This is a genomic window from Hominiventricola sp., from assembly GCF_057604405.1.
Genome location: NZ_DBLYVB010000004.1, coordinates 161994 through 179608, shown reverse-complemented (window position 1 = coordinate 179608; position 17615 = coordinate 161994). Strand labels below are relative to the sequence as shown.

General features: G+C 47.5%; 11 protein-coding genes and 1 riboswitch. All 11 genes read left to right on the top strand.

The features are described 5' to 3' along the window. Positions 1-16: 16 nt before the first annotated feature. Complete coding sequence (locus tag ACZMB2_RS04730; RefSeq protein ID WP_487595759.1) at positions 17-1714, top strand: ABC transporter ATP-binding protein; 1698 nt, start codon at positions 17-19, stop codon at positions 1712-1714. Beyond that, positions 1711-2238, top strand: coding sequence for a cysteine hydrolase family protein (locus tag ACZMB2_RS04725; protein WP_487595758.1), 528 nt, complete (start codon positions 1711-1713; stop codon positions 2236-2238). The genes ACZMB2_RS04730 and ACZMB2_RS04725 overlap by 4 nt, the downstream gene beginning before the upstream one ends. Positions 2239-2349: 111 nt before the next feature. After that, positions 2350-2446, top strand: a riboswitch (NiCo riboswitch). Positions 2447-2599: 153 nt separating this feature from the next. Further along, positions 2600-3508, top strand: coding sequence for a cation diffusion facilitator family transporter (locus tag ACZMB2_RS04720; protein WP_487595757.1), 909 nt, complete (start codon positions 2600-2602; stop codon positions 3506-3508). Positions 3509-3559: 51 nt separating this feature from the next. Continuing rightward, positions 3560-3778 (top strand): hypothetical protein, encoded by a 219-nt coding sequence (locus tag ACZMB2_RS04715; RefSeq protein WP_487595756.1) that lies wholly within the window; start codon positions 3560-3562, stop codon positions 3776-3778. 252 nt (positions 3779-4030) lie between these two features. After that, positions 4031-8461, top strand: a complete 4431-nt coding sequence (locus ACZMB2_RS04710) for a SpaA isopeptide-forming pilin-related protein (protein ID WP_487595755.1) — start codon at positions 4031-4033, stop codon at positions 8459-8461. Between the two features lie 75 nt (positions 8462-8536). Then, the gene (locus ACZMB2_RS04705) at positions 8537-11257 is read left to right on the top strand and encodes an MSCRAMM family protein (RefSeq protein ID WP_487595754.1); all 2721 of its coding nucleotides are present in this window, start codon (positions 8537-8539) and stop codon (positions 11255-11257) included. A 38-nt stretch (positions 11258-11295) separates the two neighbouring features. After that, positions 11296-12141: a TrmH family RNA methyltransferase gene (locus ACZMB2_RS04700; protein ID WP_487595753.1), complete on the top strand. Its 846-nt coding sequence runs from the start codon at positions 11296-11298 to the stop codon at positions 12139-12141. 59 nt (positions 12142-12200) lie between these two features. Then, positions 12201-13262: a tryptophan--tRNA ligase gene (gene trpS / locus ACZMB2_RS04695; RefSeq protein ID WP_487595752.1), complete on the top strand. Its 1062-nt coding sequence runs from the start codon at positions 12201-12203 to the stop codon at positions 13260-13262. Positions 13263-13271: 9 nt separating this feature from the next. Next, the gene (locus ACZMB2_RS04690; RefSeq protein WP_487595751.1) at positions 13272-15245 is read left to right on the top strand and encodes an SUV3 family DEAD/DEAH box RNA helicase; all 1974 of its coding nucleotides are present in this window, start codon (positions 13272-13274) and stop codon (positions 15243-15245) included. Positions 15246-15256: 11 nt separating this feature from the next. Then, complete coding sequence (recJ, locus tag ACZMB2_RS04685; protein WP_487595750.1) at positions 15257-16948, top strand: single-stranded-DNA-specific exonuclease RecJ; 1692 nt, start codon at positions 15257-15259, stop codon at positions 16946-16948. A 106-nt stretch (positions 16949-17054) separates the two neighbouring features. Beyond that, the gene (locus ACZMB2_RS04680; protein ID WP_487595749.1) at positions 17055-17579 is read left to right on the top strand and encodes an adenine phosphoribosyltransferase; all 525 of its coding nucleotides are present in this window, start codon (positions 17055-17057) and stop codon (positions 17577-17579) included. The last annotated feature ends 36 nt before the right edge of the window (positions 17580-17615 follow it).

Sequence of the window (17615 nt, the reverse complement as noted above, 5' to 3'; positions counted from 1 at the left end):
AATGCGGAGGCATTGTATGGCATACATAGAAGTAGAAAATTTAAAATACCGCTATCCAAATACGAAGAAGCTGGCACTGGACGGATTGCAGTTTCAGATTGAAAAAGGCTCTTTTGTCGGAATTGTCGGTGAGAATGGTGCCGGAAAAAGTACGCTGTGTCAGGCATTCAGCGGACTGGTACCGCAATTTTTCAAAGGCGCTTACGGCGGAAAAGTGATGATCGGAAATCAGGACGCAGCAAAGACGCCGGTGTCCGGGCTATGCCGGACGGTAGGACTGGTGTTCCAGAATCCTTTTAATCAGCTGTCAGGAGCAAAAGAGACGGTATTTGAGGAAATAGCATTTGGATTGCAGAACTTTGGTGTTCCCAGAGAGGAAATGATCCGCCGGGTTCAGGAAGTGATGGAACTTCTGGACATCAGTGAATATAAAGAGCGGAATCCCTTTGATCTCTCGGGAGGACAGACGCAGAGAGTAGCGCTGGCCGGCATTCTTGCCATGCAGCCGGAGGTGATTGTGCTGGATGAGCCGACATCCCAGCTGGATCCGGCTGGAAGTGAGGAAGTATTTGCGGCGGTAGATAAGCTGGCAAAATCCGGAATCACCATTATCATGGTGGAACAGAAACTGGAAAAACTGGCAGAATACTGTGATCAGATTTTATTGCTTCATCAAGGAAAGCAGATTGCTTTTGATACACCGGAACAGATTTTCTCCAGAACGGATCTGGAGAAATATGGGGTACAGCCACCGGCCTATACCAGAGTCTGCAAAGCATTGGACATACGAAATGAAAATGGGTGCTATCCGGCATCGCTCAAAGATACTATGAAATGGAAAGAACAGTTTCCGGCAGAAACAGATTTTGAAAAAATCTGTAAGAGCTCCGATGCAGAGTGGGGTGGAGAAGAAGAGCGGAAAGAAATATTTAGGACGGAACATCTGAAATTCCGTTATCTGGAACAGGTACCGGTTCTGGAAGATGTCAATCTTCTTCTGGATGGAAGAGCGACTGCCATTGTAGGACAAAACGGAGCCGGAAAGACCACGCTGGTAAAACTCCTAAAAGGCTTGCTGAAGCCGGTGGGCGGATCTATTTATTATGCCGGAGAAGATATGGCGGGAAAGACCGTCGCCATGCTGGCCGGAGAAGTTGGCTATGTATTTCAGAACCCGGATGACCAGATATTTAAATATCATGTGATTGACGAAGTTATGTTCGGACCGCAGAATATCGGCATGAGCAAGGAACAGGCAAAGAACCGTGCCATGGAAGCGCTGAAGACCGTTGGATTGGAGGCACTGGCAGAGGAAAATCCATATGATCTGGAGCTGTCCCAGCGGAAGCTGGTGGCGATTGCGTCGGTACTTGCTATGGACACAAAGGTGCTGATCCTGGATGAACCGACCATTGCCCAGGACTGGAAGGGCCGGAGGCTTTTGCAAAAAATTATCCGAACCCTTCAGAAACAGGGAAAAATGGTGATTGCTATTCTTCATGATATGGACTTTGTAGCAGAATGCTTTGAACGGGTCATTGTTATGGCTCATGGAAAGGTGCTGGCAGACGGAAGAAAAGAAGAAGTATTTGCCCGGAAAGAGGTGCTGGAACAGGCGCGGATTGATCAGCCGTATCTGACAAAACTGTGCAGCATGCTGGGATATGAAAAGTTATATTTTTCTCTGAAAGAGGAAGAAGGAGCAGAAGCATGAGAAAATTACTGGTAGTTGTTGATATGCAGAATGACTTTGTTGACGGATCCCTGGGAACCAAAGAAGCAGAGGGCATTGTGGATCGTGTAGTAGAAGAGATTGAAAAATACGATTCAAAAGACATATTTGCCACAAGGGACACTCATCCGGAAAATTATCTGGAAACTCAGGAAGGAAAGAATCTTCCGGTGGTACACTGCGTCAAAGGAACTTTTGGATGGCAGATTAATGAGAAGGTTGCCGCCGCACTTGGAACAGCAGAAATCATTGACAAGCCGACGTTTGGCTCCAGAACGCTGGCAGAGAAGATAGCTGCCATTGCTGCAGAGGAGGAGATTGAAGTAACGCTGATCGGTCTGTGTACGGATATCTGCGTCGTATCCAATGCCCTTCTCATTAAGGCATATTTACCGGAAATTCCGGTAAAAGTAGTGGCTTCCTGCTGTGCAGGCGTAACACCAGGCAGTCATGAAGCAGCTTTGGCCACCATGCAGATGTGCCAGGTAAAAATTGAAAGTAATTGAGAAAAATTATCATATTTATCTTGACTAACCCATAGTCTGTAGTATATGATCTTACAATCATAAAGAAATTCTCTTTGCACTGCATTACATTCGAACAAGGATGCGAGATCAACAGTACAAACTGAGCAGGCGATGCCGGAAGGCGTGGGGCCGGGCCGCAGACGCGGCAGCAGATATGAACATAGTAAGGCATATCTGTGGGACAGTGTATGTTCCGCAGGTATGTCTTTTTGTTTACGAAAAAAGAGCAGCCCGGAAGATCCCTCGGCGGCGAGTAGCAGCACTGGAAAGGAACATTCCTGCTGCGGACAATGTATGTGACATAAGAAGAACCCGAAAGTGTAATAAGGAGGTCCTGGTTATGAAACACACAGAAAACAAAACAACAAACAATGTATCAACAGAAAATGCCCTGGCGATGAAAGTGTCAGGCGTAAGTATTGCAGTTAATCTGCTTCTCTCGGTATTTAAGCTGATTGCCGGAATTCTGGCTCATTCCGGAGCAATGATTTCCGATGCAGTACATTCGGCGTCGGATGTAGGAAGTACCTTTATTGTGATGATCGGAGTTACTCTCTCCGGCAAGAAATCTGATAAGGAGCACCAGTATGGGCATGAGCGCATGGAATGTGTTTCTTCCATTATTTTGTCAGGATTACTGCTTGCAACCGGTCTTGGCATTGGCCTTGGCGGTGTAGAGAATATTGTGAAAAGTTCTCATGGAGAAGCAATTGTCATTCCCGGTATGCTAGCGCTGGTGGCAGCGGTTGTTTCTATTGTTGTCAAAGAGTGGATGTTCTGGTATACTCGTGGAGCAGCGAAAAAAATTAATTCCGGCGCATTGATGGCAGATGCATGGCATCATCGCTCCGATGCAATGTCTTCCGTTGGTGCATTTGTTGGTATTTTCGGAGCAAGAATGGGATTCCCGATTCTGGATCCACTGGCCAGTGTGGTTATTTGTCTTTTGATTGTAAAGGCTTCCGTAGACATTTTCCGGGATGCCATTGATAAGATGGTAGACCGCTCCTGTGATGAGAAGACGGAGAAAGAGATGCGGGAGACGATTCTGAAAGTGGATGGTGTGAAACGGATTGATCTGCTTCAGACCAGATTGTTTGGTTCCAAAATGTACGTGGACATTGAGATTGCCGCAGATGGAGCACAGACACTGGATGCAGCCCATGAGATTGCGGAGAAGGTTCACCATGCCATTGAAGAAACTTTTACAGAGGTGAAACACTGTATGGTTCATGTCAATCCCATCTAGGATTGCCAGAGATAGCTGACGGAGGGATAAGACAGGTAGGAGGAAGTTCGTATGTGGACATTGTTTTTTCTCATATTGATGATTGCAGTATTTGGTAAATTACTGATTTTTGCGGTGAGAGCAACCTGGGGAATTACAAAGATTTTCTTTACATTGGTGTTTTTCCCATTGATTCTTATTGGACTGGTGGCAGCAGGTTTTTTGTACATTGCTTTACCTATCCTTTTGATTGTGGGAATTATTACCTGGTTTTTCCGCACAGTATTTTAAATTGATATTTTAAATTCTACAGACCGCCGTATTTCTTTGGAAATATGGCGGCTTTTTCATTGACATGTCTTGCAACAACCGGTATAATAAATTTATTCATCTATGAATAGTCTTTAGGATTTCCCTACACTATTCCCATTTTTTTAATGAAATAAAGTCGCACCGACCGTATGAAAGGGGGAGATACGGATGATGTAGCTGCAGCCTTGGAAGCAATGAACGGTATTACGGAAAAGGAGAATGAAAAATTTTATGAAAAAGAAAAAGTTATGGCAGAGACTTGGGGTTTTGCTGCTCATGACCTCTGTTCTGGCAGGAAGTATTCCTGTGAATGGCTATGCGGCAGAAGCGGAAGCGGTTGTTGAGTCATCGGAGGCAGAGCTCATACAAGAAGAAATCTTACCGGAAATCCCGGTAAAAACAGATCCGGAGACAGATCCGGAATTAACAGAGAGCGTGGATACAGAGGGACAACCGGAAGATGAAAAGATAGATGAAAAGATAGAAGAAGAGATAGAAGAAACAGAGGAAGAAAAAGAGGCAGAAGAAGAGACGGAAGAGATGGCTGAAGTGCCAGAAGAATTAAAAGAGGAGTCAGAGGAAGAACCGGAGGATACGCAATATCATTTTACAGAGGATGATCTGGCCAGCGTTGCCAGATGGAGGGAACTCTATTTACCCAACGGGTATGAGGATCTGGAACAATATGATGATGACTGGTGGAATCAGCTTTATGACTATGAGCGGGATCTGGCAGAATATTTGAAGGATCTGAATGTAGAGCTTTCCGATCAGGTCTATATGGATCAGAGTCTGGACGAGTGTATTGCGATAATGGAATCCGGGGTGCCGCCGGAAACATTTTTTGGCGGAACTATTTATCAGGGACTGTCACTGGAGGATTTCTATGAATTTCGCGAAGCCGGATACACGATGGAAGACTTGTATGAGCAGTGGGAACCGATACAGCCATATGCGTTATCCGGAGGAGATCTGGTCAGTAAGATGACGGTCTCTGCTACCGGCTATTCAGGAACGGGACACGGTACGATCTATAAGCTCACAGTGGGAGGAAAAGAGGCACTTTGTATGAGCATGGGTAAATCCGCGAGGAGCACCTATCTTTACAAAGCCAATCCCGGGGACTATGAGAAAAAGGATGATGGAATCGGATATATTGTATTCACTTATGGGCGACTTGGCGGAGTTAATTATGTGTGTGCCCAGATCGCATTATGGATTTATCAGAATTCCACTTCCCATTCAGAAAGTGCGGTGAAGAACAGGGCGGTTGCCATGTTAAATACTTCCAGTATGGATGAGGATGATTTAGACCGTTATGGAACTTTTGTATGGGATATTTATTCCGCTGCACAAAGGAAGACTCATACTTATTATGTTTTCTATTCGGAAAATGCAAATTCCCAGACAGTAGGATTAAGTTCTCTGCCGGATACCTTTCCCTATGAAGGTGGCGGAAGTGGAGGCGAGACCGGTGGAGGAGGAGAAAGCTCCGAGTATGAGACGGGCAGCGTATCTGCGGATGCGTCAGATAAAGTCAGTGTGGAGGCAAAGCTAACCATTACCAAACATGACAGCCTGACAGAGGAAGTATTAGAAGGAGCACAGATTACCATCAATGGAAAAACGGCCTCTTCCGGGGCGAATGGAACAGTAACCCGCAGAGAAAAGGAAAGTCATGAAGCCAGTGCCTCTGGTCCAACCTATACGTATGTGGTGAACTGGGATTCCTTGGATGACGGTCAAAAGGCGGATGCAGATAACCATGGCTATTACCACAGTAGGGATGCAGCTTACGAGGCTTCCAGGGCACAGGCGTCGGGCCAGATAGGATCCGAATTAAGCGATTGGGTTCATGACTGGAGAGCTAAATTTCAGGCGTCAGAGACGGCACCGCCCTACGGATATTGTAACAATGAAGCAAACAATTACTCGGTGACCGCAAAGGATGGTCAGCATAAATATCACGATTTCTATAACAAGCCATGGGAGGCATGGCTCAAAGTCGTAAAACACGATTCCGTGACCGGACAGACTGATTTCTCACTGTCCGATGCAGATTTCAGCGTATATGAATTTCAAAAAGAAACCGGCAAGTATGTGCCTTATCGGTATGAAGACCGGAGAGTTATGAAGGACCAGGGCGATGGTACTTATCTGGTTGGACCGTTGTATTACAATCCTTCTAATCAGGGAAAATTTATGATTCTGGAGACAGAGTCTCCCTATGGCTATACCATTGATCAGGAAACCAACCGATTCTATTTCGAAATTACCGGGGAGCGGCAGATTACATTTACACAGGGAAATATCTGGAATACAGAGGGAACCTATCCGGCCAGCGAAGATCATCCCCACTCGTTTCAGGCTTACAATGAGCCGTGGAAAATCAAAGTGAGCGTGGATAAGCAGGATGAAGATACGGGAAAACGGCTGTCCGCTGTCCTGTTCCAGATTTTGCGCTACAACCGGGAGACGGCAGATTATGAGCTGGATCCGAGTTATACACCGAAAAATATTTCTGTGACAGAACAGCCGGATGGTACCTATCTTAGTGACTGGATTTACTGGAATTATAAAAATCAAGGAAAATGTTATCTGGTAGAGACAAATGCGCGAAAAGGTTATTTTGGAGACTGGAAAAACCGGCTGGTGGAACTGATCACCGGACATCCGGCAGGCTGGAATGATGACGACGCGGAAGGAAAGACGGCTTATTATTTCCAGATTACAGGTTCCCGGACAGAAGAAGGGGCTGTGGATGGATACAATAACCAGAAAACTATGACGGCTACCTCCAACCGGAAGGGGACGGTAACCAATGAGCGGACCAAAGGCCGGGTGACGGTCTTGAAATACGATACAGAATCCGAAATTGGGAAGCCGCAGGGAGATGCGGTGCTTGACGGAGCAGTTTATGAACTCCGGGCGGCAGCAGATATCATTCATGCGGATGGACATACGGGGATTCTCTATCGGAAGGGAGACCTGGTCAGAACCGGAACGGTGGGCGAGATTCCGGGCGGATTCGAGTTCCACGATCTAGAACTTGGCTCCTATGTGTTAAAGGAAGTGCAGGCGCCGGAAGGCTATATGTTGGATGAGACTACCTATCATCTTACCTTTACTTATGATGATGAGACTCAACGGGTGATTTTAAGAGATGAGGCATCCAGAGAGGATGCAAATACATTGACGGTGGACGATCAGGATATGGGAAATGAAATTGTGTATACGGGAGACCATGTACAGAAAAAAGCATTTTCCATCGTCAAGACTTCCGATAATCAGAGCCAGACGGAATTGAAGCCCATCAAAGGGGCCGGGTTCACGGTCTATCTGGTGTCGGAGTTGGCAGCAGTCCGCAAGGGGCAGATACAACCTGAAAATGGAATCGCCTGGAGCAGTGCGGACATCCGGAAATTCTATGATTATGATTTTACCGGTGAGCAGGCGGCAACGGTCTATAAGCGGAAGCTGGAAAGCTGGACAGACGGAGACCGCGCATGGCTGATACCGGTAGCAAACGGACAGAAGAATGGATATCAGGTAGCGGAAATGTTCACCGATGAAAAGGGAGCGCTGATTTCCCCGGAGCTGCCCTATGGAACCTATGTGGTGGTGGAGACGACCACGCCGGACAACCATGTGATGGCGCAGCCCTTCTTTGTTTATATCACAGATGACGGAGGCGTTGTTTACACAGACAGTACAAGGCAGCAGGTGAAAGAGACATTTGGGGAAGAGAAAGATATTCGTTTTGGAGACCATGCCAACAGCAGTGTTTATAAAGATGGGGAGATTTGCGATCCGTCAGCTGTGGAGGGTCGTGTTTCGCAGGATATTCGTTACATTTCCGATAACTGTACGGAGGCTTATTTAAGACTGGTTAAGGCAGATGCCGATAAACTGCCTGCTGATGGAACCATTTTAAAACCGGAAGAACTGGTCAGTGGAACCGTACTGAAAGAGGGGGCTGCCTATCGGCTGAAGGTGACGAAAATGGCCGGACGGGAACAGGAGACCATGGTGAAAACCGGATGGAAGCAGGATGCAAAAGGGTATCTCTGGTATTATGAGCCGTCCTCCAGAAAAGAATATGGAACGATCAAATGTCCTTTTGAACCTGCCGTTCTGAGAAATACAGAAGGAAAGATTGCAGACTGCTATCTGATACTTCCGGCAAAACTGCCTACCGGCTCTTACGAACTGACGGAAGTGAAAGCACCGGAAGGCTATGTGCTAAATGGTGCGGAAGAAGAACTGAAAGATACGGGCAGAGATCGGAATCATTCCTATGAAATAGTATCTTTACCGGAAATCCCGGTAAAATTTACTGTGGAAAATGCTTCGGTTTATCCGGACGGACAGATGGGCGGCAATAAATATACATTGGTGGATTCCTATGGAAATCTGATCTGCACGGTGGTACAGGGAAATCAGGAGCAGAAGGGAATTCTGGAACTTATCAAGCATGGAGAAAAACTTTATGATGCAAAGGCAGAAGGAACCAGTCTGAAAGAAAAGCTGGAGGAGCACTATTTCCGCCCCTTATGGAAACTGTCGGAATATCACAAAAAAGATCTGGTCTTTGATTATGAAGATGCGCCCATCGAAGGAGCAGTATTTGAAATCTATGCAGCGGAGGATATTTATACCTAGGAGCTGGATAAAGAAAAACTTTCCGAGTATGGGGTTTCGCTAGACGATTATCTGGTATGGCATAAGAATGATAAGGTGGGAACCATTACCACAGACCAGACGGGTTATGGATATCTGGCAGATCTCTATATTGGTTCTTACTATATCCGTGAAGTGACAGCAGGTGATGGATTCGTGCTGAATGATGAAATTCAGTATTTTGAGATCACACCCCAGGAGCAGAAAGTGAACTTTGAATGGGTGAGCAGCGATTATGAGAACCGCAGACAGAAAGTCCGCCTGGAAGTGAACAAAGAGGATGTAGAGACCGGGGAACCACTGGCAGGTGCTGTGTACGGACTTTACAATACAGAAGATATTTACAGTTACATTACGAAAAATACGGAAAAAACCGTGCCGGATTACCGCCATGTACAGACCATTTTTGATTACAAAAATGCGGATGAAGGAAGGCTGCTCATTCCGGCGGGAGCACTGGTGGCCACAGCAGTTACAGACGAAGAAGGAAAGGCTGTATTTTCAGAGGATCTTCCACTTGGAAAGTACGAAGTACGGGAGCTAGAAGGGCCCAAAGGCTATACCACATCGGATGAGCAGCTGCAGGTGGATGCTTCTTATGAAAGTGAGCAGGGAGGACAGCTGGTGGAAGTGCAGGATCATACGGATCTTTGTTATGAAAATCAGAAAATCAAGCATGTATTTACCAAATCAGACCTGACATCTGGTGTTCACATTGGAGGCGCTTATCTGGAAGTATGGGAAGTTCAGGTGGATGCTCACGGAAATCCGAGAAAAAATCCGGATGGTTCCTGGATGCTCATGGAGGAGCCGGTGGATCATTGGGTTTCAAAGAAAGCAGGAGAAGAGGTACACTATTTCTACGAAGAGCAGGGATTCTATAAAGAACTTGCTTCCCCGGAGGATTTGCCGGAAGGAGCCAGCCTGATCATAAAGGAGGGGCATCTCATTGAAAAGCTCATGGAAGGAAGAGAATATATCCTTCGGGAAACATTGGCACCGGAAAATTATGTAGGCTATGAGACATCGGATGATTATACCAAAGAGAGCAACCGGGAGGAAAATTCGATTACAGAGGAAGTGCGGTTCCATGTGGAGGGTACCAATCTGGTAGCTGAGCATGATCTGAAGGATCAGAGAACGGTGGGAAGCTTTGCCGTCACTAAGGAAGGAGAATTCCTGGTGGGAACAGAAAAGAGTATCACCGATCAGATCAGGGGATTCTTTACGACGTTGTTCCGGTACCTGCTTGGCAGAGTAGAACAGGCATCTTTTGAAGTCTATGTAAAAGAGGATATTCTACAGCCGGATGGCACTGGAAATTATGCGGTGTGGCTCAATGGGGCGGGAGAACTGCTGGAACTTCAAAAAGATACGAAAATCGAGACCATCATTACAGACTGGACAGGAACAGCGTCCATAAAGAATCTTCCGCTGGGTACTTATTATGTGAAAGAGGTAAAAGCGGGAAACGGAACTTTCCTGCTGAATCCGGAGGTCAAAGAGGTGGTATTATCCTATGAAAATCAGGATACGCCGATTGTATTTGCAAAAGATACTTCCTACATCAATGCCCGGCAGAAGGTTGAGATCCGAATCCACAAAAAGACCAATCATCCGGAAGGAGAGAATACACCAATAGAGGGAGCAGTATTTGGCCTTTATGCGGCAGAGAATCTTTACGGTTATGCGGTCAGCAATGACCGGGTGGTGACGCCCTATAGTGATCCCTATATCAAAAAAGATCAGCTGCTGGAAGTGTTGGCAAGTGATGAGCAGGGACTGGCGGTATTTCGCGCAGATGTGCCAAATGGCAGATATTATGTAAAGGAACTGCAGCCGGCACCCGGATATCTGGAAAATCCGGATGTCTATGAATTTGACGCATCTTATACGGGGGAGCAGGGAGATGCGGTACTTTTGTTTGAGCAGGAAGTGTTTAACACGGCTGCCCGGTTGCAGGTGAGCAAACAGGATTTGACGAATGGACAGGAAATCCCCGGTGCAACTCTCAGAATTGTGGAAAAAGAGACTGGAAAGATCGTGGACACGTGGATATCTGAAGAAATTCCACATACCGTATCAGGACTTCGTCTCTCTGGAACGGAAGAATACCGGTATCTTCTGCAGGAGACGATCCCGGCACTGGGGTTTGTGACGGCGGAAGAGATGGAATTTCGATTAATCCAGGATCGGGATGAGTCCGGTCGGTGGCTGAACCGCAGCAGTGTGCAGATGCTGGAACGACAGGGAGAAGTGGAAGTTTGGACGTCTCTGGAAGAAAATATGCTGGTTATGAAAGATGATATTACCCAGGTGGAGATTCAGAAACGGGACAAGGAGACCCAGGAACTGCTGGAAGGTGCGGAACTTACTTTGTATAACGCGGATGGACAGGAAGTCATGTCCTGGATGTCACAGAGCGACGAAGGATATTTAATGACGCGTCTCCCGATCGGGACTTACCGGCTGGAAGAAAAGAAGGCTCCCAAAGGCTATCTGACCGCGGAACCGCTGGTATTCGAAGTGCTGGATGAATCAGGCGTTCAGGTCATCGTGTTGGAGGATGAACGGATACCGGAGAAGAAGACCCATAAGAAGAAAGATAAGGGAGGATCCTCTGATGAGGAGACATCAGAGAACAGCCAGCCGGTAACGGCGGAAGCAGCCGGAACCGGAGATGCCACGGATTTCCTGCTGTGGATTGCCCTGCTTGCGGCAGCAATCGCCGGAACCGGGCTTGGAATTGCAGTTTATGACTGGAGAAAGAAGGTGTAATATGCTATAATCGGGCGGAAGATTAAAGGAGACATACGATGCCCAATATCATTGAAATTACAGATTTTGCTGCACCGGAGCTGGATGTCTATGCCAGACTCCGGGAAGTGCAGCTGTTAAACAGACAGGATCCGGAACAGGGAATTTTTATTGCGGAAAGTCCGCGGGTCATTGAACGTGCCCTGGATGCAGGCTGTGTGCCGCTTTCTTTTCTGGTAGAGAAGAAACATCTGGAACAGGAAGCAAGGACACTGATGGAGCGATGTCCGGAAAGCCCTTTTTATACAGCGGAGTTCGATGTGCTTACACAGATTACCGGATACAAACTGACCAGAGGTATGCTCTGCGCCATGCGGCGGCCAAAGCCGTTAAGTGTAGAGGAAGTCTGTGCTGGAACACATCGGATTGCTATATTGGAAAATGTGGTAAACCCCACCAATGTGGGAGCTATTTTCCGCTCTGCTGCTGCTCTTAATATGGATGCAGTACTGCTGACACCGGACTGCAGCGATCCTCTGTACCGGAGATCGATCCGCGTCAGCATGGGAACGGTATTCCAGATTCCATGGACCTATTTTCCGGAAGACGCATCATGGCCGGAGGAGGGAATGAAACTTCTGAAGGAGAGTGGATTTAAGACCGTTTCCATGGCCCTTCGAAATGACTCTGTGGAAATTAACGATCCAGTACTCCATGCAGAAGAACGACTGGCGGTGATTCTGGGAACCGAAGGGGAAGGACTTGCCTCCACTACCATTGCAGACAGTGATTATACGGTGAAAATTCCCATGTCCCATGGGGTGGATTCCCTCAATGTGGCAGCAGCCAGTGCCGTAGCTTTCTGGGAACTGGGAGGCAAGGGCATACGCAGCCATTCTCGTTGACTGGAATTGACGGGTGCGGTACAATAAAGGATAATGATATTTGATCCGAGGTAGAGAATATGAAAAAAGTAATATTAACAGGAGACCGCCCTACAGGACGTCTTCATGTGGGCCATTATGTTGGATCCCTGAAAGAGAGAGTGAAACTTCAGAATTCCGGAGATTATGATGAGATTTATATTATGATCGCAGATGCCCAGGCTCTGACGGATAATGCGGAGCATCCGGAGAAAGTACGCCAGAATATTATGCAGGTAGCCCTTGATTATCTGGCATGCGGCATTGATCCGGCAAAGTCCCATATTTTCATTCAGTCCATGGTACCGGAGCTGACGGAACTGACCTTTTATTATATGAACCTGGTAACCGTATCCCGTGTACAGCGGAATCCGACCGTAAAGGCCGAGATTCAGCAGCGGAATTTTGAGGCGAGCATTCCGGTAGGATTTTTCTGTTATCCCATCAGTCAGGCCGCAGATATTACCGCATTCCGTGCCACCGCTGTTCCCGTAGGAGAGGATCAGCTGCCGATGCTGGAGCAGTGTAAGGAGATTGTACATAAGTTCAACAGCGTGTATGGCGAGACCCTGACAGAGCCGGAGATTGTACTGCCGTCCAATAAAGCATGCCTGCGTCTTCCGGGTATCGACGGAAAGGCGAAGATGAGCAAGTCTCTTGGCAACTGCATTTACCTTTCTGATGAAGAGGCAGATGTAAAGAAAAAGATCATGTCCATGTTTACAGATCCCAATCACCTGAGAGTGGAGGATCCGGGACAGGTAGAGGGCAACCCGGTATTCTTGTATCTGGATGCATTCTGCAGGCCGGAGCATTTTGCAGAGTATCTGCCAGATTATCAGAATCTGGATGAGCTGAAAGACCATTATACCAGAGGCGGACTGGGGGATGTGAAGGTAAAGAAGTTCCTGAACAATGTTATGCAGGAAGAACTGGCACCTATCCGTGCAAGGAGAAAAGAGTGGGAGCAGCGTCTGCCGGATGTCTATGAGATCTTAAGAGAAGGCAGCAAAGTGGCAGAGGCCAAAGCAGCAGAAACCCTTCATGATGTGCGTGAGGCCATGAAGATCAACTACTTTGAGAACGAAAGTCTGATGAAATAAAGGAATTTTATGATACAAAAGAAGAAGCTGACAGAATTTTACGTGGAGCAGTACGCACATGCAGCGAAAAAGAGACCGAAGAAGATGACTGGAACAACGGAGATGCTCCGGAAGACGGACAATCTTTTCCGGGCTCTTAATTCAGCCAGATCTTCCGGAATGAATGTACGGACACTGGAAGATTATCACAGGCAGCTGAAGAATGCAGCGGTATTTGCCCATCGGAAGAAAAAAGAAGAAATGTCGCTTCGAATTAAGAAAGAAATGATTCCCCGCCTGGTGGACCTCGATCTGGGACTGCTTTTACAGGAACAGAAAGACGGCATCAACGGGGAATTCCTTTCTTATCTTCGAAGAACCATGCCGGGGGCCATTTGCCAGGAGACGTTGTTTACTCTGTATCCCCGTTTCCGGCAGCATAAAGTAAAGGATAAGATTCTGGAACTGGTTCCGGCCCGCCCGGAGCTGGAGTTCCCGGAAGTCCGCCAGATGCACCGGCATTTTATTCTGCATATCGGTCCCACCAACAGCGGAAAAACCTTCCGTTCTCTGGAACGGTTAAAGCTGGCAGCCAACGGCGTCTATCTGGGACCTTTGCGTCTGCTGGCTCTGGAAGTGTTTGAACAGATGCAGAAATACCATGTACCCTGTACCATGCGGACCGGTCAGGAATGTATCGAAGAAGATGGAAGCCGGGTGATGGCATCTACCATTGAGATGGCAGATTTTGATGAAAATTATGATATCGCGGTCATTGACGAGGCCCAGCTGGTGGCAGATCCGGACCGTGGTCATTCCTGGACGAAGGCTATTTTGGGACTGCGGGCCCCGGAAATACACATTTGTATGAGTCCGGCGGCAGAAGCAGTTATCTGCCATCTTATTGATCTCTGTGAGGATACCTATGAAGTGGAACGCTATGAGCGGAAGACAAAACTGCTCTGTGAAAACAAGGCGTTTGTTTTCCCTGATGATGTGCGGCAGGGAGATGCCCTCATTGCATTTTCCAAAAAATCAGTGCTGGATGTGGCGGGACGTCTGGAAGAAGTGGGGGTCAATGCCAGTGTAATTTATGGAAGCCTCCCACCGGAAATCCGCCGGCGGCAGATGCATTTGTTCCATAAGAAAAAGACGAAAGTGGTAGTGGCGACGGATGCGATCGGTATGGGACTGAATCTTCCGGTCAAACGAATTGTCTTTCTGCAGGCAGAAAAATTTGACGGAGTTACCAGAAGACTGCTGACCACTGCGGAAGTGAAGCAGATTGCTGGAAGAGCGGGAAGATTTGGACTTTATCCGAAAGGATACGTGACGGCAACGGAAGAACCGGATCTTGCTTATATCGAAGAACGGATGGCAGATATAGAGAAACCGTTGACCCAGGTAAATCTTGGATTTCCGCAGATCCTGTTGGATATTGACGCACCCCTGGATGAACTGTTGGAAATCTGGCATTCGGTTACGCCATCGGATCCTTTTGTGAAGGAGAATATTGATGAGGCACTGTTCCTCTATGACCAGGCGAAACTTTACAAAGAATGGATCGATGGATTTCAGGAAAAGAGAACGCTTTATAAAATGATCACCTGTCCCATTGATATCAAGGACAAGAAGGTAGTTGATCTGTGGCTTCATTATTGTAAAACTTACACGGCGGATGTCTCGTTGGAACGACCGGTGTTATGCCGGGATAAAAAGGCGGGAATCCAGCAGTATGAGACGTATTACAAACAGCTGGATCTGTATTATCAGTTTTCCCATCGGATGCAGAAGGTGATAGAGGAAGACTGGCTCCGGCGGGAACGGGAAAAGACGGAGATGAAGATCATGAGCTATCTCACCAAAGGCAAGCAGAATTATATTGCCCGGTGCAGATATTGCGGAAAACTGCTTCCGCTGGGTTCTACGTTCCAGGTGTGTGATGACTGCTTCCGGCAGGAACGCAGAAATTTTGCACAGGCACGGAGAATAAGGAAAGGATAGAGGAGAAACTTATGGCCAGATGGGTGGAAATCAGAAAAGGCGCGGATTTTCGTGCCATTGGAGAAAAATTTCAGATCAGCCCTCTGACGGCAAGGCTGATCCGTAATAAAGACATTACCGGTGAGCAGGAGATAAAAGAGTACCTGCATGGAACATTAGAAGATCTTCATCCGGCTTCTCTGATGAAAGGGATCCCGGAAGCAGTCGAGCTGCTCAGAAAGAAACTGAAGGAACACGCAGCCATCCGGATTATCGGTGACTATGACATTGATGGTGTGTGTTCCACCTATATTCTGCTCAGAGGATTCCGGGCGGCAGGCGCACAGGTAGATACGGATATTCCGGACCGGAAAAAGGACGGATACGGCCTCAATAAAGAACTGGTAAAACGGGCCTATGACGCAGGGGTGGATACCATAGTCACCTGCGATAATGGAATTGCTGCGGTACAGGAAATTGCCTATGCAGAGGGACTGGGAATGACGGTGATCGTGACGGATCATCATGAGGTGCAGGAGGAACTGCCGCCCGCTCAGGTCATTGTGAATCCCCGCCAGACAGACTGTCCCTATCCCTTCAAAAAGCTCTGCGGCGCGGCGGTAGCGTGGAAACTGGTGGGAGAACTATGGAAACAGATGAAACTTCCCATGGCGGCCCTTTATGATGACCTTCTGATGTTCGCAGGATTTGCCACCGTGGGCGATGTGATGGATTTAACTGGAGAAAACCGGATTCTGGTGCGGGAAGGGTTAAAACGGCTGCATATGACGACGCATCCGGGAATGTCAGCTCTCATCGAAGTTAATGAACTGGCAAGAGATACCTTATCGGCATTTCATATCGGGTTTGTGCTGGGTCCCTGCATCAATGCCAGCGGACGGCTCGCTACAGCAAAACGGGCGCTGGAGCTTCTGGATACGGAAGAACAGGATCTGGCGTTGGAACGGGCAGCAGAATTAAAACACCTGAACGACGAGCGAAAAGAACTGACAGAACAGGGCCTTACGCAAGCGGTAGACCTCATTGAGCACAGCAGTCTGACAGATGACCGGGTGCTGGTGGTCTATCTGCCGGACTGCCATGAGAGCCTGGCAGGAATTATTGCCGGAAGAATCCGGGAACGCTATTACCGGCCGGTCTTTGTGCTGACCAGGGCGGAGGATGGTGTCAAAGGATCAGGACGTTCTATCGAGACTTATTCCATGTTCGAGGAAATGAGTAAATGTAAGGAACTGTATACCAAGTATGGCGGTCATCCCATGGCAGCAGGCGTCTCCATGCCGGAAGAACATGTGGAGCTGTTCCGGCAGAGACTGAATGAACTGTGCACGCTGACAGAAGAAGAACTGACAGAGGTGATTCATATTGATATGGCGCTTCCCTTTTCTTATGTATCGGAGCGGCTGGTAGAAGAGTTATCCCTGTTGGAACCTTTCGGAAAAGGAAATACAAAACCCGTCTTTGCGGCGAGGAATGTGCAGGTGCTGGAATCCAGAGTGCTGGGAAAAAATCAGAATGTACTGCGGATGAAGCTGATGGATGAAAGCGGAATAACACTGGAAGGCATTTATTTCCATAACTGTATGCAGGAAGTTTTGAGAGATCTGCAGGGGAAAAAGGCGATCCATATTCTGTACTATCCGGAGATCAATGAATTCAGGGGACGGCGCTCCCTGCAGCTGCGGATTCAGGGATATTGCTGAAGAGTCAGGAAAATCAACCCATGATTGCGGATGCCATAAAAATGTGCTATATTTACCTTATTGTGGGCAAAATATACCCGTAGGGGTGTTTAAAGGAGAGATACACATGAAAAAATTAGAGGATTATGTGGTAAGTATACCGGATTATCCGGAACCAGGCATCATTTTCAGAGATGTCACCAGTATTCTGCAGGATGCAGACGGACTGAAACTGGCCATCGACGGACTGCAGAAGCAGCTGGAAGGCCTGGATTTTGATGTGATTGCAGGAACGGAGTCCAGAGGCTTTATTTTTGGAATGCCGATTGCATATAATCTCCACAAACCATTTGTGTTGGTACGGAAGAAAGGCAAACTGCCAAGAGAGACTGTCTCCGCCAAATATGATCTGGAGTACGGAAGTGCAGAGATTGAGATGCACAAAGATTCCATAAAGCCAGGGCAGAAAGTTGTCCTGATCGACGACCTGATTGCGACCGGAGGAACTATTGAGGCAGCCGCCAAACTGGTGGAAGAACTGGGCGGTGAGGTTGTGAGAATCATTTTCCTGATGGAGCTGGCAGGCCTGAAGGGAAGAGAGAAACTGAAAAAGTATGATGTAAGAAGCGTAATCTGCTACGAAGGAAACTAAACGTTTTTCGAAACAGCAGGAAATTAGACTTTTAGA